The sequence below is a fragment of the Arthrobacter echini genome, assembly GCF_008107445.1.
Taxonomy (GTDB): Bacteria; Actinomycetota; Actinomycetes; order Actinomycetales; family Micrococcaceae; genus Arthrobacter_D; species Arthrobacter_D echini_A.
Map to the genome: position 1 here is coordinate 641,230 of NZ_VSLD01000001.1, position 23,721 is coordinate 664,950.

General features: G+C 67.3%; 26 protein-coding genes. 7 read left to right on the forward strand and 19 right to left on the reverse strand.

Annotation, left to right across the window (positions count from 1 at the left end; all coding sequences use genetic code 11):
• Position 1 precedes the first annotated feature (1 nt).
• From FQ377_RS03045 to FQ377_RS03055, 3 genes are all read right to left on the reverse strand, one after another.
• Positions 2 to 985, reverse strand: a complete 984-nt coding sequence (locus FQ377_RS03045) for an IS481 family transposase (RefSeq protein WP_148599739.1) — start codon at positions 983 to 985, stop codon at positions 2 to 4.
• Between the two features lie 106 nt (positions 986 to 1,091).
• Positions 1,092 to 1,658, reverse strand: coding sequence for a hypothetical protein (locus FQ377_RS03050; protein WP_148599740.1), 567 nt, complete (start codon positions 1,656 to 1,658; stop codon positions 1,092 to 1,094).
• Positions 1,655 to 1,909 carry a hypothetical protein gene (locus FQ377_RS03055; RefSeq protein ID WP_148599741.1) on the reverse strand — a complete coding sequence of 85 codons (255 nt, stop codon included), beginning with the start codon at positions 1,907 to 1,909 and terminating at the stop codon, positions 1,655 to 1,657. Before FQ377_RS03055 ends, FQ377_RS03050 begins: the two co-directional genes overlap by 4 nt.
• 131 nt (positions 1,910 to 2,040) lie before the next feature.
• Between FQ377_RS03055 and FQ377_RS03060 the strand changes: the two genes are divergently transcribed.
• Positions 2,041 to 2,583 (forward strand): hypothetical protein, encoded by a 543-nt coding sequence (locus FQ377_RS03060; RefSeq protein WP_316245902.1) that lies wholly within the window; start codon positions 2,041 to 2,043, stop codon positions 2,581 to 2,583.
• A 32-nt stretch (positions 2,584 to 2,615) separates the two neighbouring features.
• Here FQ377_RS03060 and FQ377_RS03065 read toward each other — a convergent pair whose 3' ends face one another.
• The 3 genes from FQ377_RS03065 to FQ377_RS14795 form a co-directional block, all read right to left on the reverse strand.
• A complete protein-coding gene (locus FQ377_RS03065; RefSeq protein WP_148599742.1) occupies positions 2,616 to 2,807 on the reverse strand; it encodes a hypothetical protein in 192 nt (63 codons plus the stop codon).
• Complete coding sequence (locus tag FQ377_RS03070) at positions 2,804 to 3,814, reverse strand: lantibiotic dehydratase C-terminal domain-containing protein (protein WP_148599743.1); 1,011 nt, start codon at positions 3,812 to 3,814, stop codon at positions 2,804 to 2,806. The genes FQ377_RS03065 and FQ377_RS03070 overlap by 4 nt, the downstream gene beginning before the upstream one ends.
• An 82-nt stretch (positions 3,815 to 3,896) precedes the next feature.
• On the reverse strand, positions 3,897 to 4,070 hold the full coding sequence (locus FQ377_RS14795; protein WP_187393234.1) for a hypothetical protein: 174 nt from the start codon (positions 4,068 to 4,070) through the stop codon (positions 3,897 to 3,899).
• Between the two features lie 369 nt (positions 4,071 to 4,439).
• Between FQ377_RS14795 and FQ377_RS03075 the strand changes: the two genes are divergently transcribed.
• Together FQ377_RS03075 and FQ377_RS03080 are read left to right on the forward strand one after the other, a co-directional pair.
• Complete coding sequence (locus tag FQ377_RS03075) at positions 4,440 to 5,408, forward strand: LuxR C-terminal-related transcriptional regulator (RefSeq protein ID WP_148599744.1); 969 nt, start codon at positions 4,440 to 4,442, stop codon at positions 5,406 to 5,408.
• A gap of 64 nt (positions 5,409 to 5,472) precedes the next feature.
• Positions 5,473 to 6,768, forward strand: coding sequence for an aminotransferase-like domain-containing protein (locus FQ377_RS03080; protein WP_262364235.1), 1,296 nt, complete (start codon positions 5,473 to 5,475; stop codon positions 6,766 to 6,768).
• A gap of 268 nt (positions 6,769 to 7,036) precedes the next feature.
• On the opposite strand, the gene FQ377_RS03085 is transcribed toward FQ377_RS03080, so the two are convergent.
• The 7 genes from FQ377_RS03085 to FQ377_RS03115 all read right to left on the reverse strand — a co-directional run bounded on the left by FQ377_RS03085 (position 7,037) and on the right by FQ377_RS03115 (position 14,015).
• Positions 7,037 to 7,258 (reverse strand): hypothetical protein, encoded by a 222-nt coding sequence (locus FQ377_RS03085; RefSeq protein ID WP_148599745.1) that lies wholly within the window; start codon positions 7,256 to 7,258, stop codon positions 7,037 to 7,039.
• A gap of 9 nt (positions 7,259 to 7,267) precedes the next feature.
• Positions 7,268 to 8,926: a dihydrolipoamide acetyltransferase family protein gene (locus tag FQ377_RS03090; protein WP_148599746.1), complete on the reverse strand. Its 1,659-nt coding sequence runs from the start codon at positions 8,924 to 8,926 to the stop codon at positions 7,268 to 7,270.
• Between the two features lie 9 nt (positions 8,927 to 8,935).
• Positions 8,936 to 9,910 carry an alpha-ketoacid dehydrogenase subunit beta gene (locus tag FQ377_RS03095; protein WP_148599747.1) on the reverse strand — a complete coding sequence of 325 codons (975 nt, stop codon included), beginning with the start codon at positions 9,908 to 9,910 and terminating at the stop codon, positions 8,936 to 8,938.
• Complete coding sequence (gene pdhA / locus FQ377_RS03100; RefSeq protein ID WP_187393235.1) at positions 9,910 to 11,130, reverse strand: pyruvate dehydrogenase (acetyl-transferring) E1 component subunit alpha; 1,221 nt, start codon at positions 11,128 to 11,130, stop codon at positions 9,910 to 9,912. The genes FQ377_RS03095 and pdhA overlap by 1 nt, the downstream gene beginning before the upstream one ends.
• Before the next feature lie 142 nt (positions 11,131 to 11,272).
• On the reverse strand, positions 11,273 to 12,424 hold the full coding sequence (locus FQ377_RS03105) for a histidinol-phosphate transaminase (protein WP_187393236.1): 1,152 nt from the start codon (positions 12,422 to 12,424) through the stop codon (positions 11,273 to 11,275).
• The gene (locus FQ377_RS03110) at positions 12,421 to 13,710 is read right to left on the reverse strand and encodes a hypothetical protein (RefSeq protein WP_148599749.1); all 1,290 of its coding nucleotides are present in this window, start codon (positions 13,708 to 13,710) and stop codon (positions 12,421 to 12,423) included. The genes FQ377_RS03105 and FQ377_RS03110 overlap by 4 nt, the downstream gene beginning before the upstream one ends.
• The gene (locus tag FQ377_RS03115) at positions 13,707 to 14,015 is read right to left on the reverse strand and encodes a hypothetical protein (protein WP_148599750.1); all 309 of its coding nucleotides are present in this window, start codon (positions 14,013 to 14,015) and stop codon (positions 13,707 to 13,709) included. Before FQ377_RS03115 ends, FQ377_RS03110 begins: the two co-directional genes overlap by 4 nt.
• Before the next feature lie 123 nt (positions 14,016 to 14,138).
• Between FQ377_RS03115 and purB the strand changes: the two genes are divergently transcribed.
• The 3 genes from purB to FQ377_RS03130 are packed head-to-tail and all read left to right on the forward strand — an operon-like array spanning position 14,139 to position 17,317.
• On the forward strand, positions 14,139 to 15,569 hold the full coding sequence (gene purB / locus FQ377_RS03120) for an adenylosuccinate lyase (RefSeq protein WP_148599751.1): 1,431 nt from the start codon (positions 14,139 to 14,141) through the stop codon (positions 15,567 to 15,569).
• A gap of 20 nt (positions 15,570 to 15,589) precedes the next feature.
• Positions 15,590 to 16,546 carry an endonuclease/exonuclease/phosphatase family protein gene (locus FQ377_RS03125; protein WP_148599752.1) on the forward strand — a complete coding sequence of 319 codons (957 nt, stop codon included), beginning with the start codon at positions 15,590 to 15,592 and terminating at the stop codon, positions 16,544 to 16,546.
• A gap of 45 nt (positions 16,547 to 16,591) precedes the next feature.
• Entirely contained in the window at positions 16,592 to 17,317 is a 726-nt protein-coding gene (locus FQ377_RS03130; protein ID WP_222861824.1) for a CDP-alcohol phosphatidyltransferase family protein, read from the forward strand.
• Positions 17,318 to 17,372: 55 nt separating this feature from the next.
• Here the strand turns inward: FQ377_RS03130 and FQ377_RS03135 are convergent, their stop codons facing one another.
• The 6 genes from FQ377_RS03135 to FQ377_RS03160 all read right to left on the reverse strand — a co-directional run bounded on the left by FQ377_RS03135 (position 17,373) and on the right by FQ377_RS03160 (position 21,962).
• On the reverse strand, positions 17,373 to 17,909 hold the full coding sequence (locus FQ377_RS03135; RefSeq protein ID WP_148599753.1) for a 2'-5' RNA ligase family protein: 537 nt from the start codon (positions 17,907 to 17,909) through the stop codon (positions 17,373 to 17,375).
• A gap of 39 nt (positions 17,910 to 17,948) precedes the next feature.
• A complete protein-coding gene (locus FQ377_RS03140; protein WP_148599754.1) occupies positions 17,949 to 18,866 on the reverse strand; it encodes an FHA domain-containing protein in 918 nt (305 codons plus the stop codon).
• Positions 18,867 to 18,881: 15 nt separating this feature from the next.
• Complete coding sequence (locus tag FQ377_RS03145; protein WP_187393237.1) at positions 18,882 to 19,136, reverse strand: hypothetical protein; 255 nt, start codon at positions 19,134 to 19,136, stop codon at positions 18,882 to 18,884.
• A 118-nt stretch (positions 19,137 to 19,254) separates the two neighbouring features.
• Complete coding sequence (locus tag FQ377_RS03150) at positions 19,255 to 20,718, reverse strand: cryptochrome/photolyase family protein (protein ID WP_148599756.1); 1,464 nt, start codon at positions 20,716 to 20,718, stop codon at positions 19,255 to 19,257.
• Between the two features lie 188 nt (positions 20,719 to 20,906).
• Entirely contained in the window at positions 20,907 to 21,323 is a 417-nt protein-coding gene (mscL, locus tag FQ377_RS03155) for a large conductance mechanosensitive channel protein MscL (protein WP_148599757.1), read from the reverse strand.
• Between the two features lie 99 nt (positions 21,324 to 21,422).
• On the reverse strand, positions 21,423 to 21,962 hold the full coding sequence (locus tag FQ377_RS03160) for a TetR family transcriptional regulator (RefSeq protein WP_148599758.1): 540 nt from the start codon (positions 21,960 to 21,962) through the stop codon (positions 21,423 to 21,425).
• 62 nt (positions 21,963 to 22,024) lie between these two features.
• Here FQ377_RS03160 and FQ377_RS03165 point away from each other — a divergent pair, with 62 nt between their 5' ends.
• On the forward strand, positions 22,025 to 23,614 hold the full coding sequence (locus FQ377_RS03165; RefSeq protein ID WP_148599759.1) for an MFS transporter: 1,590 nt from the start codon (positions 22,025 to 22,027) through the stop codon (positions 23,612 to 23,614).
• The last annotated feature ends 107 nt before the right edge of the window (positions 23,615 to 23,721 follow it).

Below are 23,721 nucleotides of genomic sequence, written 5' to 3' on the forward strand. Positions count from 1 at the left end.
ACTACCCGGGGAGGTTGGTTAGCCGGGTGATGGGTGGTTTGCCTCCGATGGCGGTGTGGGGCCTGTGGTGATTGTATTCGTGGAGCCAGCCCGGTAGGGCGGCTCGTCGGGCTGATTCCGAGTTGTAGTGGCGGGAGAAGGCCCACCCGTCGGCGAGGGTGCGGTGGAAGCGTTCGATCTTCCCGTTGGTCTGCGGCCGGTACGGGCGGGTCTTCTTGGCCTTGATGCCGAGCTCGGCGCAGGTCTCGCGCCAGAGATGCGATTTGTAGGCCGACCCGTTGTCGGACAGGACGCGTTGGACGGTGATGCCGCGGGCGGCGAACCAGGACACGGCCCGGTGCAGGACACCGACCGCGGTGGCGGCGGTTTCGTCGGCGTGGATCTCGGCGTACGCGACGCGGGAGTGATCATCGATGACGGTGTGCACGAACGCGGTCCCCATCAGCGGTCCGCGGTGTTTGCTGCGGGCTTTATTCGGGGTGCTGGCTCGGTTCTGGTTGCCCTGGTGCTTGCCGACGTACCGCCACCCGCCGCCGTCGGGGATGTTCCCGAGCTTTTTCACATCGACGTGGATCAGGTCCCCGGGCGCCTCGTGTTCGTACCGGCGGACCGGTTCCCCGGTGCGGACATCGACGTGATGCAACCGGTTGAGCCGGCACCGGGTCAGCACCGCATGGACCGTGGAGGCCGGCATGCCCACCCGCGCCCCGATCCCGACGGGTCCCAGCCGCTTCTTCCAGCGTAGATGGACGACCTTCCGGACCATGGCGGGCGGGGTTTTCGAGGGGCTGCGGTACGGGCGTGACGAGCGGTCCTGCATGCCCGCCCGGCCCATGGCCGCGTACCGGTCGGCCCACCGCTTCGCGGTCGGCCAGGACACGTGGAAGAACACCGCCGCGTGAGCGACGGGCCACCCCTCGTCGACGATCAGCCTCCCGATCCGCAGCCGTTGAACCGGGGTGAGAGCAGCATTAGCGTGAAACACGAAGACCTCCGGGTTGAGGAATGGGACCTAGACAGCTCCACCCTCCGCCGGAGGTCTTCGTCATATCAACCCGTCACACCTCAACCAACGTCCCTGGCCAGTACATCTAGCTGAACGATGGCGCCGCTGCGTCGGGGTCCTGTCGTGGACGGATGTAGAAGCAGTCCGGGAAACGCGTGGCCGCGGCGTGCCACCCGCTCCTGCGCGATGGCATCGGCCGAGCTGCCAGGACGGAGACGCGTCTGACTTCCCACTTCTGCGGGTCACGTTCGAGGACATGCTCACCGTGCAAGGACTTCACCAGCCGCCAACCCTGCGCCCCCGCTTCGGCGAGGTGACGCATCTCCTTGGCACGGGATACAGGGCCGAGGGTACGGGTGGCACCGGTCGACTCGTCTCGCGCCATGTAATTCGGGTCGAACCGCTGCTGTACCGCTTGACGGGAGGTCCCGGGAAGTGTGCCGATACTTGTCCAACTGACCCCTGCCTCGTGTGCCGCGCGCACAGCCTGTCCCTGCAGGTCTGCCGAGAGGCGCACGAGATCGTGGAACGCCGTGATGGAAGCAAGGAGCTGGTCCACGGCGGGGGAGGAAGCGTCGTTGGACGTGGGTGCGCGCTGCGCAGCCAGGCGGGACAGCTCGACGAACAGGTGCGCGTCGAGCTCGGCGCTCACCTGGGTGCATCCCCTTCAGCAGGACGCCACGGCCCGGCTTGCGCCGTCCTTGTCTGCTGCGTCAGCTTTACGAAGAGGAAGATGACACCGACGACGACGGTGACGGCGACGGCGACCTGACCTGCCAGGCCGGCTATGAGCCCGGCAATGCCCATGCCAACGAACACCCCGAATACCGTGAGGCAAAAGCAGGCGAGGACGACGGTGAGAAGAAGTGCGCGGGTTGTTCGTACGCTGCGTGCTGCGTTCATGATGCAAGCCCGCCTTGCCTCCGTGGGACCGTCAGGACACGGAGCTCAGAAGTGGAGGGGTTTCGAGCCCGAGCCCTCTGCATGAGCTAGTTTGTTCGGCAACTACTTTCAAGGCACGAAAGGGAGTCACCGTGAACCTGATCCTCGCAATCATCATCGCGTGCGAGATCGGTTTCTGGGTGCTCATCATCGCCGGTCTGATCGTCCGGTACGTCCTCGGCAGACGACGCGCAGGCCTTGTCCTACTGGCGCTGACGCCGCTCGTCGATCTCATCCTGCTGGTTGCCACCGTTCTTGATCTCCGGTCCGGGGCCACCGCGGGCACCGCCCACGGGCTTGCTGCCGTCTATCTCGGCATTTCGATCGCCTACGGGCACAAGATGATCGGCTGGGCCGATACCCGTTTTGCCCACCGATTCTCCGATGGTCCGCGACCGACGCGGCTCTATGGCATGACCTACGCACAAGAGTGCTGGAAGGACGTGGTGCGGACGGTGGCGGCAGCGCTGATCGCCGCAGGGTTCCTCTACCTGCTCAGCGCCCTCGTGGGTGACCCCGGCAGAACCGCAGCCCTCGCAGGGTTCTACCCGATTCTCGGCCTCATCGTCCTGATCGACCTCGTCTGGGCCATCGGTTACACGCTCTGGCCCCGCAGGCAGCCGTCGCAGGTGTGATCATCGGGGATCAGGGAACGCCGGGGTGGGGCTCAGTGCCAGAGCTGGTCCGCCCACGCGGCGTCGCGTAGGTAGTCCCGCGCTGCGCCGATCTCCCAGAGCTCGCCCTGCAGCTCGAGGACGCCGTCGTTCCGCAACAGTTCCACCGTCTCGGACGAACATCCCAGGGCCTCGGAAAGTGCTTTCTCGCCGAGGGCGAGGACGACCGTGTTCCTGTCGTTCATCGGTCAGCCCCTCGGCCGGTAGTGTCGGAAGAGCGACGCCGGGTGCCCGCCGGACCGCGACTCAATGTGACCTGCGGCACCCAGGATCGCGCGTAGAGGCCGAGAGGCGCCTCCTCGGCGGCGCTGATACCCAGTCGGTTCAACATCATGTGGGCCTGGTAGACGGTCAGGTGGAGCGCACTACGGCTGACGCACACCCGATTCGCACGGTGCAGGTACGAGTCGAGCGCCTGGCACCAACGACGCCGCCATCTCTGCACCGCGAGCTCGGACGCTTCAGCATCCATGAGGGAATGGAAGCCCGCAGCTTTCGTGGACACATGCGCGGTCATCGCCGTGCGAACATCTGCGGCGTGCACTCCTGCGTCGGCGGTACACGTCCTCAAGTGGCTGTCCCAGTAGTGCCCCCAGGAGATACGGCGGTCGATCCAGCGCTCCGAATGCGGTCCGGATGTCATACTCTGAGCGGCATCGAACAGGAGTATGGCGGCAAAGGCAGATCGGCTCTGCGGACGGGGGAATCTCTGCGCGGCCCAGATGGCGAGTTCCGAGCCGAGCTCGAAGACCTCCTCGGCAAGGCCCAGACCCTCGACGCCGCCATATCTCACCAGGTTCGCCTCCAGTTGGGGATCGGCCATGTGCTGGCCTCCCGCGTAGTAGGTGTCGCTTGCCGGCGGCGTGAAGTACTGCCGGGCACTGAGGAGAGAGCTGGCCGAGCCGGGATCCGTCCGATGTTCCTGCTGGAAGCTCCGAAGCCGAGCGAGAACACGCGGATGTGCCTGGACGCTGAGGACGACGTCGCTGCCGGCGCCGGATGCCGTGCTCCTGGAGCGGGTGAAATACCACCGTTTCGCTCCGTACTTCTGTGCCTGCGCCACCAGCGGGGTAATCAGCTCTTCAATGATGCCGTCCGCTGCATCGAAGTCACCCGCCGAGAGGGACACATGCCACCACTGAGAGCTGACGACCGTCCGAGAGGCGGTTCGGGCGGCTATCACCTGGCTCATGGCTGCATCCTTCACGGGCTCTGATTACTCCCGCTGGGGCGGGCTCTGGGCGGGAGACCGGGCTCTGTGCCGGCGCTCCCTCTTACTTGGGCCAGTCCCAACTGCTGACCGACCCGCTGTCGGAAACACCCTTGCCGCCCAACACGGAGAGGCTCTCGAGCCGGTGTTCACGTGTAGAGCCGAAGGATCCTCCTACCAGCACCACAGCTCCCGCCACGATCAACAGGCCCGCAGTTGCAGCGAGTACCTTCTTCATGACGGCTCCTTCCATCTCTGGCGTCCGGGAGGCTCGAGCTGTGGGTAGCGCGTTTCCGCGATACCCCGATCCACCAGGAATCCTGGTGGATCACCGGTGACCGGCTCCACAAGGATGTCGGTCGGCAGCAGCCGGTGTCCAGCAATAGAAATGTCCCTTTGCGGACATGACGCCAAATGGACCCTGAGGCGTGATGGACAGGCATTGCCAACTGATTCTCATGCTTCAGAACACGGAGAACACAGCCCTTGACGAGCAATTCTGCGCGTCGCATTGCCACCGGCACTGTTCTGTCATTAACTGGACAGGCCCGGGAAATACACTGCCATGGAAGCCGCTGCCACATCGGTGACGAGAACAGGACCGCCCATGCTGGACGCGATGTCGCTGGAGGTCTACCGCTATGCCGTGGGCCATCCCGGCTGGACCCGCTCGGATGCGTCCGAGGCTTTGGGCCTGACGCTGCGTCGCATCGATGACGCGATCGGCGAGCTTTCGGCTCGCAAGCTGCTCAGCGCCCGGGCCGGCGACACGGGCGGACTCATCGCTGTGTCCCCGGATGTTGCCCTCGCCGATCTGGTCGATGCGGACGAACGCGCCCTGCAGGAGCTCAAGACCCGCATCAGCGGGCAGCGGCGGGAGATGTCGAGCCTGCTCCCCTCCTTCCTCGAGGCTCGCAAGAGCGTCCTCGCGAGCGCCTCGGTCGAGACCCTCGAGGACCCCCATCTCATCCATCGGGTCCTGATCGACTACGGCCGGGACGTCACGGAGAAGGTCTACATCGCGCAACCCGGCCAGGGATCGACGGCGGACGTCCACGAGGAGAGCGTGCGCAAGGATCTCGAGCTCCTGGAGAACGGGGTACGGCGCAGGACTCTCTATGACACGAGTACGCGCGACCATGTCCCCACGCGTAAAGCCGTCGAGGCGATCGCGGCCGGAGGTGGTGAGTTCGGCGTCCTCCCGTTCATCCCCCTGCGCATCCTCATCTTCGACGAGAAACTGGCCCTGATCGGCCGGCAACAGACCCGCACCGACAAAGCGGCCCTGGTGGTGCGGGATCCCAGTCTGATCACCATCTTCATCCATCTCTTCGAGGTTGCGTGGGAGCTCAGTGAGTCGTTCCTCGCTCCGGAGCGGGTCGAGTCGCCCCTGAACAGCCTGCAGCGCTCCATCCTCCAGGGGCTGTCCAACGGCCTGTCCGACGAGTCGATTGCGCGCCGCCTGGACATCAATGTGAGGACCTGTCGGCGTCACATCGCCTTCATGCTCGAGACGCTCGGTGCGGACAGTCGTTTCCAGGCCGGACTCAGGGCGAGGGAAGCCGGATGGGTCTGAACACTGTAAGGACGGGATGGCAACACCTGTTGCCCCTGAGTGAACCCACGCCTAGACTCTGGGCGTGACGACCTCCCGCGAATCCTCCACCGAAATCCTGCCTGCCGAGACCGAAGCGGCACTCGGGCGCGCGGCGGAGTCCGCCGCGCGACACGACCGGCTCTTCTCGCGACGGGCGGCCAACATCAAGCAGTCGGCGGTGCGGGACGTCTTCGACATCTCCATCCGTCCCGGGCTCGTGTCGCTCGCGGGCGGCAGTCCCTATCTGAAATCGCTCCCCCTCGAGGATCTCGGCCGCACCGCGCAGACGATCATCGCCGAGCACGGCCTCGAAGCGCTGCAGTACGGTGGCGGACAGGGCATGGAGGAACTGCGCACCCTCGTCTGCGAGGTGATGGCGGCCGAGGGGATCCTGGGCGCCGTCCCCGAGGACATCGTCATCACCACCGGCTCCCAATCCGCACAGGATGTCGCTGCCAAGGTCTTCTGTGATCCGGGCGACGTGATCCTCTGCGAGGACCCCACCTACGTGGGGGCCCTCAACACCTTCGAGGCGTACGAGGTCGATGTCGTGAGTATCGCGATGGACGAGAACGGACTGGTTCCCGACGAACTGGAACGAACCATCGGCGAGCTGGAGGCACAGGGGCGCGCCATCAAGCTGCTGTACACCATCCCGAGCTTCAACAACCCGAGTGGCGTCACGTTGGCCGCCGATCGTCGTCAGCGCGTGGTGGACATCTGCCGCGACCACGGCATCCTGGTCCTCGAGGACAACCCCTACGGCATGCTGCGCTTCGACGGCGAGCCGCTCACACCCATGCGCGCCGACAACCCGGACGACGTCATCTATCTCGGCTCCTTCTCGAAGATCTTCGCGCCGGGGGTCAGGCTCGGGTGGGCCCTGGTGCCCAAGCATCTGTACCGCCGCTTCTACCTCGCCTGTGAGGCCGTGGTCCTGTGCCCGTCGCCCTTGACGCAGATGCTCGTGAGCGCCTATCTGACCGATTACGACTGGCAGGGACATCTGCGGTCCATGCGCGGGCTGTACCTGGAGCGCTGCGAGGCGATGCTCGGTGCGCTGGCCGAGGAGTTCCCGGACGGGGTCCACTGGACAACGCCGGACGGCGGATTCTTCGTCTGGGTTACCCTCCCGGAGGGCATCGACACGTATCCGCTCCTGTACACCGCGATCGACGCCGGTGTGGTCTTCATCCCGGGCGCGGCATTCACGCCGTCGGACGAGCCGTCCAACAAGCTACGCCTAGCATTCAGTGCCGTGACGCCCGAGGACATCGTGGAGGGCGTGCGACGCCTGGCGCCGATCCTTCGCACGGCGATCAGCGAACTCGGGGCATAACCTCTGCGGACGTCGCCGCTCACGGCGGCAACGACCCGGGCATCGTCCCGGCAAGAGCACGGCAGCAGCGACCCGGACCTCGTCCCGGGCATCGTCCCGGCAAGAGCACGGCGGCAGCGACCCGGGCAAGAGCGCGGCGGCAGCGACCCGGGCATCATCCCGGCAAGAGCGCGGCGGCAGCGACCCGGACCTCGTCCCGCAACAGGGGCAGCGCCCGGCAGGAGCGACTACAGGGCGTGGAGGATCGGGCTGTCCACGGCCTGGTACCTCAGCGCGGTGGGCGTCTCTGCTGGCGCATCGTGACCGCGATGGAGATGAGGGCGGCGATGATGACGAGGATCGACAGTCTCCCGACGACACCCAGATCGGGGAACACCAGTTGGAGGATGCTGGACGCCACGAATCCGAGGACCACCACGAGCAGGAGCCTGCTCAGCGGGTAATGCCGTCGTGACGGCCTCCCCCGGTCGCTTCCGTACTCCTGGTCCATGAGCCCAGACTAATCGAGCAGGAGCGCAGGCTCCTCGAGGATCGACGCGACATCCGCGATGAACCGAGCACTGAGTTCGCCGTCGACCACCCGGTGATCGAATGATCCTCCCAGGGTTGTGATCCAGCGGGGCACCACCTCGCCCCCGACCACCCAGGGCTTCTGCTTGATGGTGCCGAATGCCACGATCGCCACCTCGCCCGGATTGATGATGGGGGTACCGGTGTCGAGGCCCAGCGCACCGATGTTGGTGACGGTCAATGTACCACCCTGCATCTGGGCCGGCTGGGTCCTGCCGTCCCGCGCCGTCGTCGCCAGCTCGTTCAGGGCCAGCGCCAGTTCCTTCAGGGAGAGATCCTGGGCGTCCTTGATGTTGGGCACCATGAGCCCACGCGGGGTAGCGGCCGCGATCCCGAGATTCAGGAAGTGCTTGACCAGGATCTCGTCATCGCCCCAGGTCGCATTGACCGCCGGGTTCCGGGCGGCCGCCCAGATGACGGCCCTGGCGACGATCAGCAGGGGCGAGACCCTGATGCCCTCGTAGTCCCGTGAGGCCTTGAGCCGGCGCACGAACTCCATGGTGCGGGAGGCATCGACGTCCACGAAGATGCTCGCATGCGGAGCGGTGAAGGCGCTCCGCACCATCGCCTCCGCCGTCGCCTTCCGGACGCCCTTCACCGGGATCCGCTCGATGCGGTCGCCTGCCGAGATGCCGCGATCGGTGCCGGGCGAAGCGATGGACGGTGTGACGGACGGAGAGACGGACTGAGGGACTGAGCCGCGACCACCGCCGAGTCGATCCCGGTAACCGAGGAGATCCTGTTTGGTCACGTCCCCCGCCGAGCCCGAGGCCGGGACATCAGCGAGGTCGATCCCGAGGTCCCGCGCGGCCTTCCGCACCGGAGGCTTGGCGAGGACGCGACCGCCGGTCCCGCCGGGTCGGGGGGTGCGCTGGTCCGCGGGGATCGGCGTGCTGCTCGAGTCGGACGGCGAGGCCCGCGTCGTGTGCTGACCGGCCGGCGTGCTGCTCGTATCCGACGGCGAAACCGGCGTCGTGTGCTGACCGGCCGGCGTGCTGCTCGTGTCCGACGGCGAACCCGGCGTCGTGCGCTGATCTGCAGGGGTGGTGCGTGATGACGTTCCGGCCGACGGCGTACCCGGCCCAGCTGTCGCGGAGGATTTCCGCGGGCGCCGCTTGACGGAGTCGGCCTTCGGACCCGATCCCACGAGCGGCCCGGCGACCTCACCCGGCATGTCCGGCGCCGGGACTGGAGTATCAATGGCGTCGGCAAGCGCTGCCGACGACGAGCCCGTGGTTCCCGCCGAACCCCCCGGTGACTGCTGCTGCGAACCACCCGATCCCGCCGAACCCCCCGATGACTCCTGCTGCGAACCACCCGATCCCGCCGAACCCCCCGGTGACTCCCGTGCATCGTCGACGGAGATGATCGGGGTGCCGACCTCGATGGTCTCGCCCGCCACCACGAGGAGTTCCGATACTGTGCCCTCGTACGGCGAGGAGAGTTCGACCAGCGACTTGGCGGTCTCGATCTCGCAGATGATGTCGTTCACCGCGACCGCCTGCCCCGGAGCGACTCGCCACTCCACGATCTCCGCTTCGGTGAGACCCTCGCCGACGTCGGGCAGATCGAATGTCTTGAGCGTCATGATGATCCTTCAGTACGCGAAGGCACGGTCGAGTGCCTCGAGGATGCGGTCGATGTCCGGCAGATAGTGCTCTTCCACGCGCGCCACCGGATACGGCATGTGGAATCCACCCACACGGATCACCGGTGCCTCGAGCGAGAGGAAAGCGCGCTCGGAGACACGCGCAGCGATCTCCCCGCCGATCCCCCCGAACGTGGGTGCCTCGTGCGCGACGACGAGCCGGCCCGTACGGAGGACGGACGCGGTGACGGTGTCGAAGTCGATCGGCGAGACGGACCGCAGATCGATGACCTCGATGCTCCGGCCGTCGGCCTCCGCGGCATTCGCCGCTGCGAGTGCCACGGGTACCAGCGGTCCGTAGGCGACCACCGTGGCATCCGTTCCGGCCCGGAGCGTATGGGCGGAGAACGGATCGGACGCCGGCGCCGAGGTGTCCACGTCGCCCTTGAGCCAGTAGCGCCGTTTGGGCTCGAAGACGATGACCGGGTCCTGGCAGGTCACAGCCTGCTGGATCATCCAGTAGGCATCCTGTGGATTCGACGGGGTGATGATCCGCAGGCCCGCGGTGTGGGCGAAGAGCGCCTCGGGTGACTCGGAATGGTGCTCGATGCTGCCGATCCCCCCGCCATAGGGAATCCTGATCACCACGGGCGCGCTGAGCATGCCGTCACTGCGGGTGTGGAGCTTGGCGAGCTGCGTTGTGATCTGGTTGAACCCGGGAAAGACGAAGCCGTCGAACTGGATCTCGCAGACGGGCCGGTACCCGCGCAACGCGAGGCCGATGGCCGTCCCGATGATCCCGGACTCTCCCAACGGGGTGTCCACGACCCGCAGGGCGCCGAAATCCTTCTTGAGACCCTCGGTCACGCGGTACACACCACCGAGCTCCCCGATGTCCTCCCCCATGAGCAGCGTGGTGGGGTCGTTGTCCAGGACGGCGCGGAGCCCTTCGTTGAGCGCCTTCGCGATGGTCATCGTGGGCATCAGGACACCTGCCCGTCATCGGCGAACCCGGCCTGGTACTCGCGGAAGAACGCCAGTTCCTCCTGCACGAGGGGATGGGGCTCGGCGTACACGCTCGCGAACCGGTCCTCGAGATCCGGCACCGGCATGGACAGGACCGCTTCGCGCAGGCCGGTGGTCATGGTGCGGGCCTGGGCGTCGAGGCCCTCGAAGAAGGCGTCGTCCGCCTGGCCCGTGGAACGGAGGTGTGTCTCCAGACGGAGCAGGGGATCCCTCGTCCGCCACTGTCGCTCGTCCTCGGACAGACGGTACTTGGTCGGATCGTCAGCCGTGGTGTGCGCGCTCATGCGGTAGGTGTACGCCTCGATCAACACCGGGCCCCTGCCGGAGCGGGCATGCTCGAGGGCCCACCGCGTCACGGCCTCCACGGCGACGACGTCATTCCCGTCCACTCGGATGCCAGGGAACCCGTACCCGGCCGCACGCTGGGCCAGCGGCACCCTCGTCTGCACGGTCGACGGGACGGAGATGGCCCACTGGTTGTTCTGGCAGAAGAACACCACGGGGGCCTTGAAGGAGGCTGCGAAGACCATGGACTCGTGGACATCACCCTCGGAGCTGGCGCCGTCGCCGAAGTAGGCGATCGAGGCTGCAGGTGGCAGCGAGGGCTCGGCCAGTTGATCGCGCTGCAGACCCATGGCATAACCGACCGCGTGGAGGCACTGGGCCGCGAGGACCAGTGTATAGAGGTGGAAGTTGTGCTCGCGTGGGTCCCAGCCACCGTTCGTGACACCCCGGAAGAGGCGCAGGAGATCCGCCGGCTCCACTCCGCGCGTGAGCGCGACGCCGTGCTCCCGGTAGGTGGGGAAGGCATAGTCCTGGGGTTGCAGCGCCCTACCCGACCCGATCTGCGCTCCCTCCTGTCCGGTGAGCGGCACCCAGAGGGCCAACTGTCCCTGGCGCTGCAGCGCCGTCGACTCCTGGTCGAAGCGCCTGATGAGATACATGTCGCGGTACAGCGAGCGGAGGTGCTCGGTATCGTCGGCCCGGACGTAGGGCGAGAAGTCCACCACCTCACCCCCGACTCGGGCCGTCAGGGTGCTACCCAGCTCCCCCTGCTCCGAGAGGATGTGCAGCGTGTCGGCGTCGTCGATCCCGGAGGATCCGGCCACGTCGACGTCCGGACTACGCGCCACGTCCTCGGCCTCGAACTCCGCCGTGGGCAAGCGACTGCCGTTCATCCGTATCCTCACCCGGCCGAATACATTGCTGTTGTGGAATGTATGCCGTTGGTCATGCACCGAAGACCATATGTTCCGGCGACGTCCCGATCAACACTAGTCAGCGGGCCCTCGCAGTGCCATTCAGGATGTCGTGACCGCTTCACGGACGATGCGGATAGCCTGCACAGAGCTCGAGGAACCGCGTATTCGCCGCCTCCTCGCCGATGGACACACGGACACCCTCGGAGCCGAAGGCCCGAACGGAGAGCGCTTGCTCTCCGGCCTGCGCGGCGAAGTCCTGGGTGTGCTCACCGAGCGCGAGCCAGACGAAATTGCCCTCCGCCTCCGGGACTGTCCATCCGAGTTCGTGGAGTCCGGCGACAACGCGAGTACGCTCGTCGACGATCGACTGGACCCGGGCTTCCACCTCGCCGATGTGCCGTAACGACGTGACGGCGGCATGCTCGGCGATCTGGGAGACGGCGAACGGTACGGCGCTGACCCGCAGATGTTCCGTCAGCGACTGCTGGGCCACCGAGTAACCCACGCGGAGTCCCGCCAGGCCGTGTGCCTTCGAGAAGGTCCGCAGGACGATCACATTCGGATGGCTCCGGTAGAGCCCCAATCCGTTCACGGCGTCCGGGCGCCGGACGAATTCCTGGTACGCCTCGTCGATCACCACCACCACGTCGTCCGGGACCTGGCCGAGGAAGCCCACGACGTCGTCGTGCGTGAGGATGGGTCCCGTGGGGTTGTTCGGCGTACACAGCATCACCACGCGGGTCCGCTCGGTGACCGCAGCCGCCATTGCCTCGAGATCGTGCGTGCCGTCCGCGCGGACCGGCACCTGCACGCCGACCGCTCCGGCGAGACCCACGCTGATGGGATACGCCTCGAAGGAACGCCACGCGTAGACGACCTCGTCCGGCGCCCCGAAGTCGTTCTGACCGGCGAAGGTGGCGAGGATCTGGTTCAGGGCTCCGAGGCTGCCAGCTCCGGTGACGATATCCGTGGCGGGGACCCCGAGGTGGGCGGCGAGCTCCGCACGCAACGCCGTCGTCATGGGGTCCGGGTACCGGTTGATCGAGGTCTCTGCTGCGATCGCCTCGAGCACGGCAGGCAGTGGTGGCAACGGATTCTCGTTCGAGGACAGCTTGAAGCTCTCCAGGCCCTCGACCGTCAGGGGGGGCTTGCCGGCTGCATAGCGCGGGAGCTTGCCGAGCGCGTCGCGGGGGCGGATACCGGCGGCCTCGGAGAAGGCTTCGAGTGTCTTTCCGGAGGGTGCTGCGGAGGAGTCGTCGATCGATGTCATGGCCATAGCCTAGACCCGCGTTCCGCCTCCCCTCGTGGGCCACGGCGCTCCGGTGCGGCGCCGCCCTCCCTGCGCCGCAGCGCGGTGAAGGAGTAGCGCCGGGCCGTGCCGGACGCACCGGCGGCGGCCAGGAGTGCGACCGCCGGTGCGAGGGACAGCGCATCGCTCGCGTCGACGAGCCGCGCGCCCTGCAGGTAGTTCTCCACCTTGTGGGCCGGCCCGAGTCCCCATGGCTCCGTGGACCCGTCGGGTCTCCGCCCGAGTTCGGGGACGGGGTTCCCGAGACGCACTGTGGTCCGGTGGCGATCGTCCTCGTTCAGCACGGTGTCCAGACCGGGAACGGCGTCGTCGCGGTGTTCCAGGTGCAGGTACTCACCGGATCCTGTCTCGTGCCAGCCGGTGGGGGAGCCGATCGTGACGACGAGTTGCACGTCGAACCGATCGCCCAGCGCGTCCGATCCGGCGAGGTTGACGGCGTGCAGGCCGCCCTGGCTGTACCCGGCGAGCAGCACCGGGTCCCCGGCCTCCGCCCCCGCCCGCTCCAGGGCCGTACCGACGGCCTCCTCGAGGAAGCGGCTGTCCTCCGCCAGCGCCTCGGCGATACCACCGACGTCGAACGGATTGGCTCCCTCCCGCCCGTCGACGCGTCCCGACTGCGTTCCCGGCAGGACGACGACGAAGTTCGGGTGGCCGTCCGGTCCTGTCCGCAGCACCTCGAACGTACCCGGGTCGTCGTTCTCGACGGCCGCCACCCGGTCGAGCACGCCCTCGACGGTCCCCGTGAACGGCACCTCGGGCGCCGTTGCCCTGCGGCGCAGGTCGATCGGACCGGCGCTGAGCGCCCCGCGGTCGAGGGCCTCGCGCGCAGCTTCCCGTGCCATGAGAGCACTCCCGGCACGGACCCCCTCCGTCGCGGCGCGCACCACCCCGTCGGCCAGGCGGTACGCCTGCACACTCGTGCCCAGCCGCACACCGGTCGACTCGAGTGCACGATTGTTCTCCTGCGCCGATGTCGCCGCCGCGTGGACCTGTCCGAGCGCTGACTGGTACTGCCTGCCCGCGACGGCTGCGGCCGGACCGACACGCATGACCAGCCACGGCAGGGCACCGAGATCGCGGTCGAGGAAGGCGAGATCCAGAGCCACCGCTCCGACCTGCGACGCGAGGAGCCTCAGGAGCCGGGCGGCCTCTTCGAGTTCCTCCCACTGGAAGCGGATTCCGCCCACACCCCCCTGGATGACGAAACCCTCCTCGTGGTCGATCAGCGGCCGCAGTCCGTCGCTCACAGCCCCACCTGTCGCTGCAGCAGTTCCGCCTCCCCGAGGAGGCGGCCGTAGCTGCCCAGCTCCTCCGCCGCAGCGCCGAGCAGCTCCACGGTTCGTGCCAGTTCCGCGCAGCGTGCCCAGAGATAGGTCCGGAACGACCGCCCGGCGGGGGACTCCCAGGACAGCAGGGTGACGGACAGTGCCTGCCGCCGCAGATCGTCGAGGATGTCCCTGTGCCGGCGTAGCTCTGCCTCGAAGGCCGACACCTGCACCGCCACGCCACCACCGGGGTCGTCCGGGAAACGCCACACCGCCTGACCGTCCATGCTGCGCTCTCCTCCTCCGGCTGTGTCGCAACGCTATGGGCGGGGCCGCGTGGGCCGGACGGCGCACCCGGATATGTGGACAGAGTCGCGGGCGCAGGGGTCCCTCCGTGGAATGATGGAGCAATGGCTGACTGCACACCGTCCCGTGTCGAATTCGCTGCACTGGCCCGGGGGGAGGGAACATCCCTGACGCTGGGCCCACTGGACGGCCGGTATCGCGAAGCCGTCGCCCCCCTCATCGATTTCCTTTCGGAGGCAGCGCTCAATCGCGACCGCGTCCACGTGGAGATCGAATGGCTGATCCATCTGACCCGCCAGGCGGTACTGCCCGGGACCGGACCGCTGGAGGCCCGGCAGGAGTCCGAGCTGCGCAGGATCGTGGAGATCTTCGGACCGGACGCGGTCTCGGAGCTCGCCGAGATCGAGGCGGTCACGGTCCATGATGTGAAGGCCGTCGAGTACTTCATCGGGCGCCGCCTCGACGGTATCGGCATCGGGCAGCTCAAACCGCTGGTGCACTTCGGGTGCACTTCCGAGGACATCAACAATCTTTCCTACGCATTGGGGATCAAGGCAGCGGTGCAGCACACTTGGCTCCCTGCCGCCCGAGCGCTCGTCGCCGCGATCACCGACCGGGCCCGGGACTCGAGGAACACGCCGATGCTGTCCCGCACGCACGGGCAGCCGGCCACCCCCACCACGCTCGGCAAGGAGTTCGCCGTCGTCGCCCATCGACTGACGCGTCAACTGGACCGCATCGCCGCCACGGAGTTCCTCGGCAAGATCAACGGAGCAACCGGAACGTACGCAGCACACTACGCCGCCGTTCCCGATGCGGACTGGCAGGCGGTGTCGCGCTCGTTCGTGGAGGGCCTCGGCCTCACCTGGAACCCCCTGACCACGCAGATCGAGTCGCATGACTGGCAGGCGGAGCTGTACTCGGATCTGGCACGGTTCAATCGGATCCTGCACAATTTCTGCACCGACGTGTGGAGCTACATCTCCATCGGGTACTTCGCGCAGATCCCCGTTCCGGGTGCCACCGGATCCTCGACCATGCCCCACAAGGTCAATCCCATCCGCTTCGAGAATGCCGAAGCCAATCTGGAGATCTCCTCGGGTCTGCTGGACACGCTAGCCTCCACCCTGGTGACCTCACGATGGCAACGCGATCTGACGGACTCCTCGAGCCAGCGCAACATCGGCGTGGCAATGGGCCACTCCCTCCTGGCCATCTCCAACGTGGCCAAGGGGCTCGCCCGCCTCGACGTCGCCGACGACGTCCTGGCAGCGGACCTCGATGCCAACTGGGAGGTACTCGGCGAAGCGGTACAGATGGTCATGCGGGCGGAGTCGATCGCCGGAGTGCCGGGGCTGGACGACCCCTACGAGCGCCTGAAGGAGCTGACGCGCGGTCAGCGGGTGGATGCCGGGCGCATGAAGGAATTCGTCGGCGGCCTCGAGCTCAGCCCGGCGGCTGAAGAGCGGCTCCTGAGACTCACGCCCGCCGATTACACGGGAATCGCGGCCGACCTCGTGGACCACCTGGGGTGAGCGGTCACCAGGACACAGTCATGAGCCGACCCACCACCGTGGCCGGAGCGCCAGAGGAGCCCCTGATAGGGGCCAGTCGGACGTTCCTCCACGTCATGAGCTTCAACATCAGGTACGACCGTCCTTCCTCCGGTCCCGGTGACACCGACTACTGGCCCGACAGGATTGCTCCGCTCCAGGATCTACTGCGGCGCGAACTGCCCTCTGTCCTCGGCGTCCAGGAGGCGCTGCATCATCAGCTGGTGGTGATCGAGTCGGCCCTCCCCGCGACACACCGGATGATCGGGATGGGTCGGGACGGCGGCAGCCGCGGAGAATACTCGGCCATCTTCTATGACTCCGGGCGTCTGCAGCTCATCGAGTGGGACCAGTTCTGGCTCTCCGACACCCCGAAGCTGATCGGCTCCTCGACCTGGGGCAACGGGGTGCCGCGGATCGTCACGTGGGGTCGTTTCCACGACACCAGCACAGATCAGGAGCTCCTGATCGTGAACACGCACTTCGACCACGAATCCGAGAACGCACGGAGACGGAGTGCTTCGGCGGTCCTCGACCTGGTGCGCTTCTTCCAGCCGGGTCTGACCAGTATCGTCATGGGCGACTTCAACTCCGACGCCGACTCCTCCACTGTCTTCCAGAGCTTCATCACCTCGGGCGTCCTCGCCGACACCTGGGCCACCGCGCGGGACCAGCTGACGCCGGACTACGGCACGTATCCGCGCTACGACGAACCGATCCTCCACGGACCCCGGATCGACTGGATCCTGACGACACCCGAGGTGGTGGTCCGGCAGGCCGGTGTGAATTCGTCGACGTTCGAGGGCCGGCACGCCAGCGACCATGCTCCCATACAGGTCCTGCTGGACATCGACCATTCGCGGCCTGATGAGGACCAGCCCGGAGACGACCGGCCGGGTGACGACCGGCCCAGAGGCGACCAGCCCAGTGACGACCGATCCGGCGACGAGCCTCGATAGCGGCAGGACAGAGGCGACGCCAAAGCGGAGACGAAGGGGCGGCCATTGACGCCTGCTCCCGGACACGAGCTGGATGGGCGCCGCCCGACGGCGGGAGCCCTCGCGCCCCGGAGTCGTACCGCGACGAATGAGCTCCTTGCCCTGGCCCGGGACGGTGGGTGGACCATGGGTGCGTGGTTCCGGCTCCTGTGCGCCGCCTCAAGGCGGTCTGTCGAGCAGGCCCTCATCCGGCCCCGGCCGTTTCTCGAGGTGACGGCCCTGCACCTCCTTCTCGCCGGCATGGCCGGTCGGCGCGGCCGGACGTGGATCTCCGTGAGTTGGACGCTCGCCGTGACACATCTCGGACTGCTGGAGGATCGACGATCGCTGGGCCCGGCGAACGCCCTCACCCTGTCGAGGGCGAATCTACCGGCCGTCGGGCACCTGTTGGGAGGATGGGTCCCTGCCCTGGCGCTGGCCAGTGACTTCATCGACGGCAAGCTGGCTCGCGCAACCGGAACGGAGAGCTCCTTCGGCCAGTACGCCGACTTCCTCGCGGACACAGCCATGTGGACCTGGTTCGGCCTGCGGCACGAGACCAGCAGGACCGTCCAGCTCGCTGCGCTCGCCGCGTGGGTGGCACCGGCCGCCGTGGTCCTCTCGCGCAGTCTCCTCCTGGGCCGCATGGTCGACGTACCGCGGCGCTGGTGGTTCCGTCCGGCTGCCACGGTCCAGCTGATCCTTGCCGCCCGGGCGGCGATCCGCCGGTATCACGATAATGCGCCCCTGTGATCAGGATGTTCGACGGCGGGAGTTGGACCACCCCGTACGGGGCGAGCGGGCACCGCTATGCCTGCTCGTCTGCACCACCCAGCAGGACCAGCTGCTTCTCCAGTGCATTCCAGCGCCGCACCGGACCAGTACCGAGCCGCTCCGGAGTGCGCTCGCGCAGCACGCCGAGCGCATCGGCCAGCTGCTCGGCCGTCAACGAGTGGGAGAGCGTGAGGTGCGGAGTCCAGACACCCGCCCGGGTGGTCGGGACGGCGTCGGAGAGGCCGTTCAGGGCACACCAGATCCGGTGGTGCAGATTTGTCAGATTCTGGTCCACGACCACCTGCCGGGCGAGGACGAACTTCCGGCGCGTGGGGAAGACGATGAAGCCCGCGGTGACGAGTCCGGGCGGCGCAGCGGTTGCGGCGGCAGCGAGATCGGCGTCATACCGGTCGTCGATCCGCGAGGCGGCGGCGAGGGTGACGTGCGGTGCATTGCTCGCGGACCCGTGCCGAGACAGATTCGGCAGGCCCTCGTGCTCCAGTGCGGCCCAGTCCTCGCGGATGAACAGGTCCGCCGACGTGTCCAGCAGGAGTTCGACACTATCGGCCACGGGATGCGCCTCCTCCCCCGGCCGGCGTCCCGGGCTGCGTCAGCGAGGCGGCCTCCGGAAGTCCCCTATCCCGGTGGAACCGTCCTGCTCGGTGGTACCGGTACGAGGATTGCGTTGCGGTCGCTGGTAGGACAGCTCCCCGCCGCTGCGACCGCCGAAGGGCCGGCCGTGATCCGCGTACTCCTCACGGAAGAAGGCGAGCGCCCAGTCACCGAGCTGGATGCGCGCACCGGTCCGGAGGATGGACTTCTCCTTGCTGTTGACGCTGCCCGTGATCGCCCCGTGCGGGACGAGCACGTACTCGTCCTCGACGGTATGTAGGACCTCCGCGTGCACTGTGTCGAGGCCGGCGAGGCGAAGCATCGCGTCCTCGCCGCTGCCGATCGTGATGCGATCGCCCACGAGTTCGAACTCCCGGGGGACCTGGCCGTTCCATGTCTCGGAGTTCTGCACGAAGATCAGTCGGGGGCGGCCGCTTCCGTGCACATAGTGCGTGGTCGTGATGTTCCGCTTGATCCGGCGGTTCACCGTCGGCACCAGGGGGAAGGGTGTGGACGGCGGAAGGAGCCGCGGTGTGTCGTCCTTCTCGAGGGCACGCTTACCGATACCGAGCAGCGGAGCGAGCGTTCCCGGAGAGCCGAGCCGTATGTGCGGGGAACGCGTGATCAGCCGCTGGGCGAGGGAGGACTGCACGGCACCGACACTGACCAGCAGTCCCTTTGGCCCCGAGATGGACACCTCGAGTCCCTGCTCCGCCAGCCCCTTGGCCATGGCGCGCACCTGTCCGAGTCCGGGCACGTTGTTCCCGCGGAATGCTCCCGGATCGTCGACGAAGATCTCCACGGTGGTACCTGCGGCCCTGACGGTCCCGGAGAGCCGCGCCTCCGGCTTGCCGTCGAGGGCAGGTTCCCCCAGGGAGAAGTCGATATCGATGTCCAGCCGGAGTGGGGAGGCCATGTCGCTCGCGACGAATCAGCTGGTGTGGTGGTCGGAACCACTGGCGGCATTGTCACTGGTGGTGATGCGCAGTGTGCCGTTGAACTTCCACGTGGCACGGGGTGCATCCGGCCCGATGTCGCGGGGAACCTCGATGGTCATGTCCTCGAGGGTGTAGTTGATCGCAGCGCCGCGCCCGGTCAGGTATGACCACATCTCCTCCGCGAGATCGGTCCAGTCGCGGATTGTGTGGGATTCGCCGGTACCAACGCTTGAGGTGTTCTCGGTCATGTCGATTCCTTCGTCGGTGATCTAACGATGACAGACGTCCTCGTGCTTCGTCTGACGTGGTGAAGCCCACACTAGCGGAGGGTACTGGTCCGTGGAACCCGTGTTCTGCCGTCGGGTCCTAGCCTGGAATCCAGCGGGCCGCCTCCTGCCCGAGGTCGGCGCGCCTCCCGAGGTCCATCTTGTCGAGGAGCACCACACTCATATTCGACCGGGGATTCCTGGCGAACAGGTCACGGTGGTCGTCGACGAAGGCCCAGTAGAGCGCGTCCCAGCTGAACCGCCAGGGTCCGTCCCGGAAGTCACTCATCTTCTTGATGTAGTTGCTGCCGCTGACATAGGGCTTGGTGGTGATCATGGTGCCGGCCGCGTACTGGCTCATCGCGTAGACGTTGGGCACCATCACCCAGTCGTAGGCGTCGATGAACATCTCCATGAACCACTCGTAGACGGCATCCGGCCGCGCCCGCATCAGGAGCGCCGCGTTGCCGAGGATCATGAGCCGTTCGATGTGGTGGGCGTAGGCGGTATCGAGGACACGGGTGATCACGGAATCCACCGGCGCCAGACCGGTGTCACCGGTCCACCATCGGGGGTCGAGATCCGCCGTGAGCCCGAGCGTGTTGCCGGTTCGCATCTCGCTGCCCCGCAGCACGTAGGAGGCGCGGATGTACTCACGCCACCCGATGACCTGCCGGATGAACCCCTCCACACTGGCGATGGGAGTCTCGTGCCTGGCGGCGAAGTCGAGAGCCAGGTCGACGACCTCCGCGGGGTCGAGGAGTCCGCAGTTCAGGCTCGAGCTCAGCGCCGAGTGGAACAGATAGGTCTGCCCCTCCGCGATCGCATCCTCGTAGGGGCCGAAGAGCTCGAACCGTTCGCTCAGGAAGGCCTCCAGCGCATCGGACGCCTGCTGGTGGGTCACCGGCCAGGAGAAGGCCTCGGCGTTCCCGGGATTGTCCGGGAACGCCGCCTGCGCCCAGGCGATCGCCTCCTCCACCTCGGGCGGCCGGTGGAACCTCGGCAGCTCCGGCACGGTGATCTTCCGGGGGAGCTTCTTGCGGTTGTCGGTGTCGAAACTCCACTTCCCGCCCTCGGGCGAGCCATCTGCGCCCACCATGATGCCGAGTCGCTTGCGCTGCCACTCGTAGAAGGTCTGCATCCGCCAGGAATGGGAGGAGAAGTAGGTGGCGAAGACGTCCCTCGAGGTGAGGAACTGAGGAGTCTCGAGCACGCGTGCCTCGACACCGGCATCAGCGAGGGTGGTGCCGAGCCGTCGCTCGAGCCACTCGTCGACGACGTCGTAGTAGGTCACCCGTGTGGCCTCGAGCTCCCGCAGCACGGTGGCGAGCCGCTGCTGGCTCGCCACGTCCGCAGAGGTTTCCACATACTGCACGGCGTAGCCGGCTTCGGCCAGCCGTCGGGAGAAGATCGTCATGGCCGCCCGGTGCAGGACGAGCTTCTGCTGGTGGAACCGGAGGCTGCGGAACAGGAGGTCGTCCTCGAGGAGAACGAAAGTCGTGTCCGGCGAAGCCCCGAGATGCTCCTCGAAGAGCTGGTGCGGCAGGACGAGTTGAACGTGCACGGAGGCTGCCTTCCTGGCGGGACGATGCTCGGATGTCACCCTAGCGGCCGCAACCGGCAGCACCGGCAGCTTCGGCAAAATCGGCGGCGCCGGCGGCGCCGGGAACACCGGCGGCACCGGACAGGGGGCCGTGGGGGCCTGGGGTCCGTGGGGCCGTGGGTGCCTGGGGGTCGTGGGTGCCGCCGGTCCTACCGGGTGTCCCGAGCCGCCAGGTCCTTGAGCAGATCGCGCATCTCGGTGAGCAGGGCGGTGTCCACGGGCGTGGGCTCCTCCTCGGAGTCCCCGGCCGAGGTCAGGGCCCGGAGCCGCTCCTTGGCCCGGTTCATGGGGAGCACGAAAACGAAGTACACCACGGCAGCCGTGATGAGGAAGGAGATGATCGCCGTCAGGACGGCCCCGAAATCCACGAAGGTGGCCTCGTTGCCCGGCCTGATGGGGAAGCCGACCCCGGCGGCGTCCACACCACCGGCGGACGCGATGACCGGATTGACGATGTTCTCGGTGAATGCGCCGACGAGGGCCGTGAACGCGCCACCGATCACCACGGCGATCGCCAGCTCGATGACGTTGCCCCGCATGATGAAATCCCTGAATCCCTTGAACACTGTTTTCCTCCGGATGCTTCGGCTGCCGCCTGGTACAGCCTCACCCTAATCAGCCCGTCCCCGTGTGTCCGCGATCGGCGGCCCCGACCACGTGCGGGGTCAGCGACCGGCGTGGACGATCAGGTCGACGACGTCGAGCAACGCCGCGATCTCGCCGGCGCTCGTGCGGCCGGAGCCGGCGGAGGCGAAGAACGCTGCGTCGTAGTACAGGCCGTCGCCGAGGAGCTTGACGGCGAGCGCCGTGGTGCGATTGCCGAGTTGGGATTCCAGGGCATCGAGCCACCGGTCCTGGATCTCGGCCAGCGATGCCTTCGCCGTGGGGTGCCCCTGCTGGGCCAATCGCGCCATGGAGACCAGCGAGCGGTCGAGGGCGCTGTCCTCGAAGATCGAGGTTCGCACGTAGTAGCGGGCCGCCCCTTCGGGATCCGCCCGCATGGCCTCGCGGTCCACCTCGGCCAGGGAACGGAGGCGCGCGGCCAGACCGTCCACGAGTGCCTCCTTGGACGGGAAGTGGTAAAGGAGGCCACCCTTGGACACGTCGGCTGCAGCGGCGACGGCGTCCATCGTCGCTGCCCGCTCACCGGCGCGGATCAGGGCGCTCTCGAAGCTGTCGAGGATGCGCTCGCGGGAACTGGACACGACCCCGATGATACCCGTCACCTTTCTTGTACTGTACCGGCTGGACGGTTTACCTTAGAGGAATGACGACCGTGAATACCTCCGCCACTGCTGTGCCCGGGGTGACCTCGAACAGCACCCCAGTACCTGCTCCCCTCGCGGGCCGCCGCGAATGGTTCGCCCTCGCAGTCCTGATGCTGCCCGTACTCCTGGTCTCGGTCGACAACACGGTGCTGAGTTTCGCGCTGCCGGAGATCTCGCGCTACTTCGAGACCAGCGGGACCATGCTGCTGTGGATCGTGGACAGCTACCCGCTCGTGCTCGCCGGACTCCTGGTGGTCATGGGAAGCCTCGGGGACCGCTTCGGTCGTCGTCGCCTGCTGATGATCGGCGCCGCCGGCTTCGCGCTCTTCTCGGTGGCGGCAGCATTCGCCCCCACCGCGGCGTTCCTCCTGGCGTCGCGCGTGGGCCTCGGCGTCTTCGGTGCAATGCTCATGCCCTCGACCCTGTCGCTGATCCGCAACATCTTCGCCGACCGCAACCAGCGACGCATCGCCATTGCCGTCTGGGCCGCCGGCTTCTCGTCCGGAGCCGCCCTGGGGCCCCTCCTCGGCGGAGTGCTGCTCGAGAACTTCTGGTGGGGCTCGGTCTTCCTCCTGGCCGTCCCGGTGCTGGTGCTCATGCTCGCCCTGACCCCGATCCTGGTGCCCGAATCGAAGGACCCGGCTCCCGGTCGGATCGATGTCGTGAGTATCGTGCTCTCGATCGCGACCATGCTCCCGATCGTCTACGGCATCAAGAATCTCGCTACCGATGGTCCGCTGCTCGTCTCGGCGACAGCAGCCTTCATCGGCCTCGCATCGGGCATCGCCTTCGTCACGCGCCAGCTCCACCGTCCCGACCCGATGCTCGATGTACGCCTGTTCACCGTACGGGCCTTCTCGGGCGCCGTCCTGGTCAATCTGCTGGCGCTCTTCTCCCTCGTCGGGTTCCTCTTCTTCGTCTCGCAGCACCTGCAGCTCGTGCTCGGGCTCAGTCCCCTCGACGCCGGGCTCATCCTGCTTCCCGGGCTCCTGGTGACCATCGTGGCGGGTCTCGCCGTCGTGCCGGTGGTACGTCATCTGCCTCCGCACGCGGTCGTCTCGGTCTCACTGCTCTTCTCGGCGGTCGCCTACGCGATGATCGCCCTGCTCGACGACGGAGGCTCGGCCGGCTTCCTCATGCTCGCGTTCGTGATCCTGGGGCTCGGCGTCGGAGCGTCCGAGACGATCTCGAACGACCTCATCCTCTCGACCGTCCCGGCAGCGAAGGCCGGAGCGGCGTCGGCCATCTCGGAGACCGCCTACGAGGTGGGCTCCGTCCTCGGCACAGCAGTGCTGGGCAGCATCCTTCTGGCGACCTATCAGCAGAATCTCGTACTTCCCGGCGGACTCACCGAGGCCCAGGTGGAATCGTCCACCGAGACGCTCGGCGGTGCCGTGGAGGTCGCGTCCCAGCTGACGCCCGCCGGCGCCTCACTCCTGCGGGACTCGGCGTTCCACGCGTTCGACAGCGGGGTGACCATCACCTCGGGTATCGCCGCCCTCCTGATGGTCGGGGCGTCCGTCCTGGCAGCGTGGAGTCTGCGCGGAAGCGCGAAGACCGAGCCTGTGGCCCCAGCACGGTCTGCGTGACAGGCCGGTAGGACAGCGGTTGCAGGAGCAGCTGACACTACTGTTGATGGCGGTGGCCCCTGCAGCGGGACAGCTCCGCCACGGATGATCCCGATCGAAGGACGAGC

What these genes read in the sequence shown, in the direction of transcription:
- FQ377_RS03115 (WP_148599750.1), bottom strand. Translation starts at nt 14,015, where the DNA reads ATGGACGGTCAGGCGGTGTGGCGTTTCCCGGACGACCCCGGTGGTGGC.
- FQ377_RS14795 (WP_187393234.1), bottom strand. Translation starts at nt 4,070, where the DNA reads ATGAAGAAGGTACTCGCTGCAACTGCGGGCCTGTTGATCGTGGCGGGA.
- pdhA (WP_187393235.1), bottom strand. Translation starts at nt 11,130, where the DNA reads ATGAACGGCAGTCGCTTGCCCACGGCGGAGTTCGAGGCCGAGGACGTG.
- FQ377_RS03140 (WP_148599754.1), bottom strand. Translation starts at nt 18,866, where the DNA reads ATGGCCTCCCCACTCCGGCTGGACATCGATATCGACTTCTCCCTGGGG.
- FQ377_RS03055 (WP_148599741.1), bottom strand. Translation starts at nt 1,909, where the DNA reads ATGAACGCAGCACGCAGCGTACGAACAACCCGCGCACTTCTTCTCACC.
- FQ377_RS03075 (WP_148599744.1), top strand. Translation starts at nt 4,440, where the DNA reads ATGCTGGACGCGATGTCGCTGGAGGTCTACCGCTATGCCGTGGGCCAT.
- FQ377_RS03085 (WP_148599745.1), bottom strand. Translation starts at nt 7,258, where the DNA reads ATGGACCAGGAGTACGGAAGCGACCGGGGGAGGCCGTCACGACGGCAT.
- purB (WP_148599751.1), top strand. Translation starts at nt 14,139, where the DNA reads ATGGCTGACTGCACACCGTCCCGTGTCGAATTCGCTGCACTGGCCCGG.
- FQ377_RS03065 (WP_148599742.1), bottom strand. Translation starts at nt 2,807, where the DNA reads ATGAACGACAGGAACACGGTCGTCCTCGCCCTCGGCGAGAAAGCACTT.
- FQ377_RS03145 (WP_187393237.1), bottom strand. Translation starts at nt 19,136, where the DNA reads ATGACCGAGAACACCTCAAGCGTTGGTACCGGCGAATCCCACACAATC.
- FQ377_RS03105 (WP_187393236.1), bottom strand. Translation starts at nt 12,424, where the DNA reads ATGACATCGATCGACGACTCCTCCGCAGCACCCTCCGGAAAGACACTC.
- FQ377_RS03090 (WP_148599746.1), bottom strand. Translation starts at nt 8,926, where the DNA reads ATGACGCTCAAGACATTCGATCTGCCCGACGTCGGCGAGGGTCTCACC.
- FQ377_RS03125 (WP_148599752.1), top strand. Translation starts at nt 15,590, where the DNA reads ATGAGCCGACCCACCACCGTGGCCGGAGCGCCAGAGGAGCCCCTGATA.
- FQ377_RS03165 (WP_148599759.1), top strand. Translation starts at nt 22,025, where the DNA reads ATGACGACCGTGAATACCTCCGCCACTGCTGTGCCCGGGGTGACCTCG.
- FQ377_RS03070 (WP_148599743.1), bottom strand. Translation starts at nt 3,814, where the DNA reads ATGAGCCAGGTGATAGCCGCCCGAACCGCCTCTCGGACGGTCGTCAGC.
- FQ377_RS03095 (WP_148599747.1), bottom strand. Translation starts at nt 9,910, where the DNA reads ATGCCCACGATGACCATCGCGAAGGCGCTCAACGAAGGGCTCCGCGCC.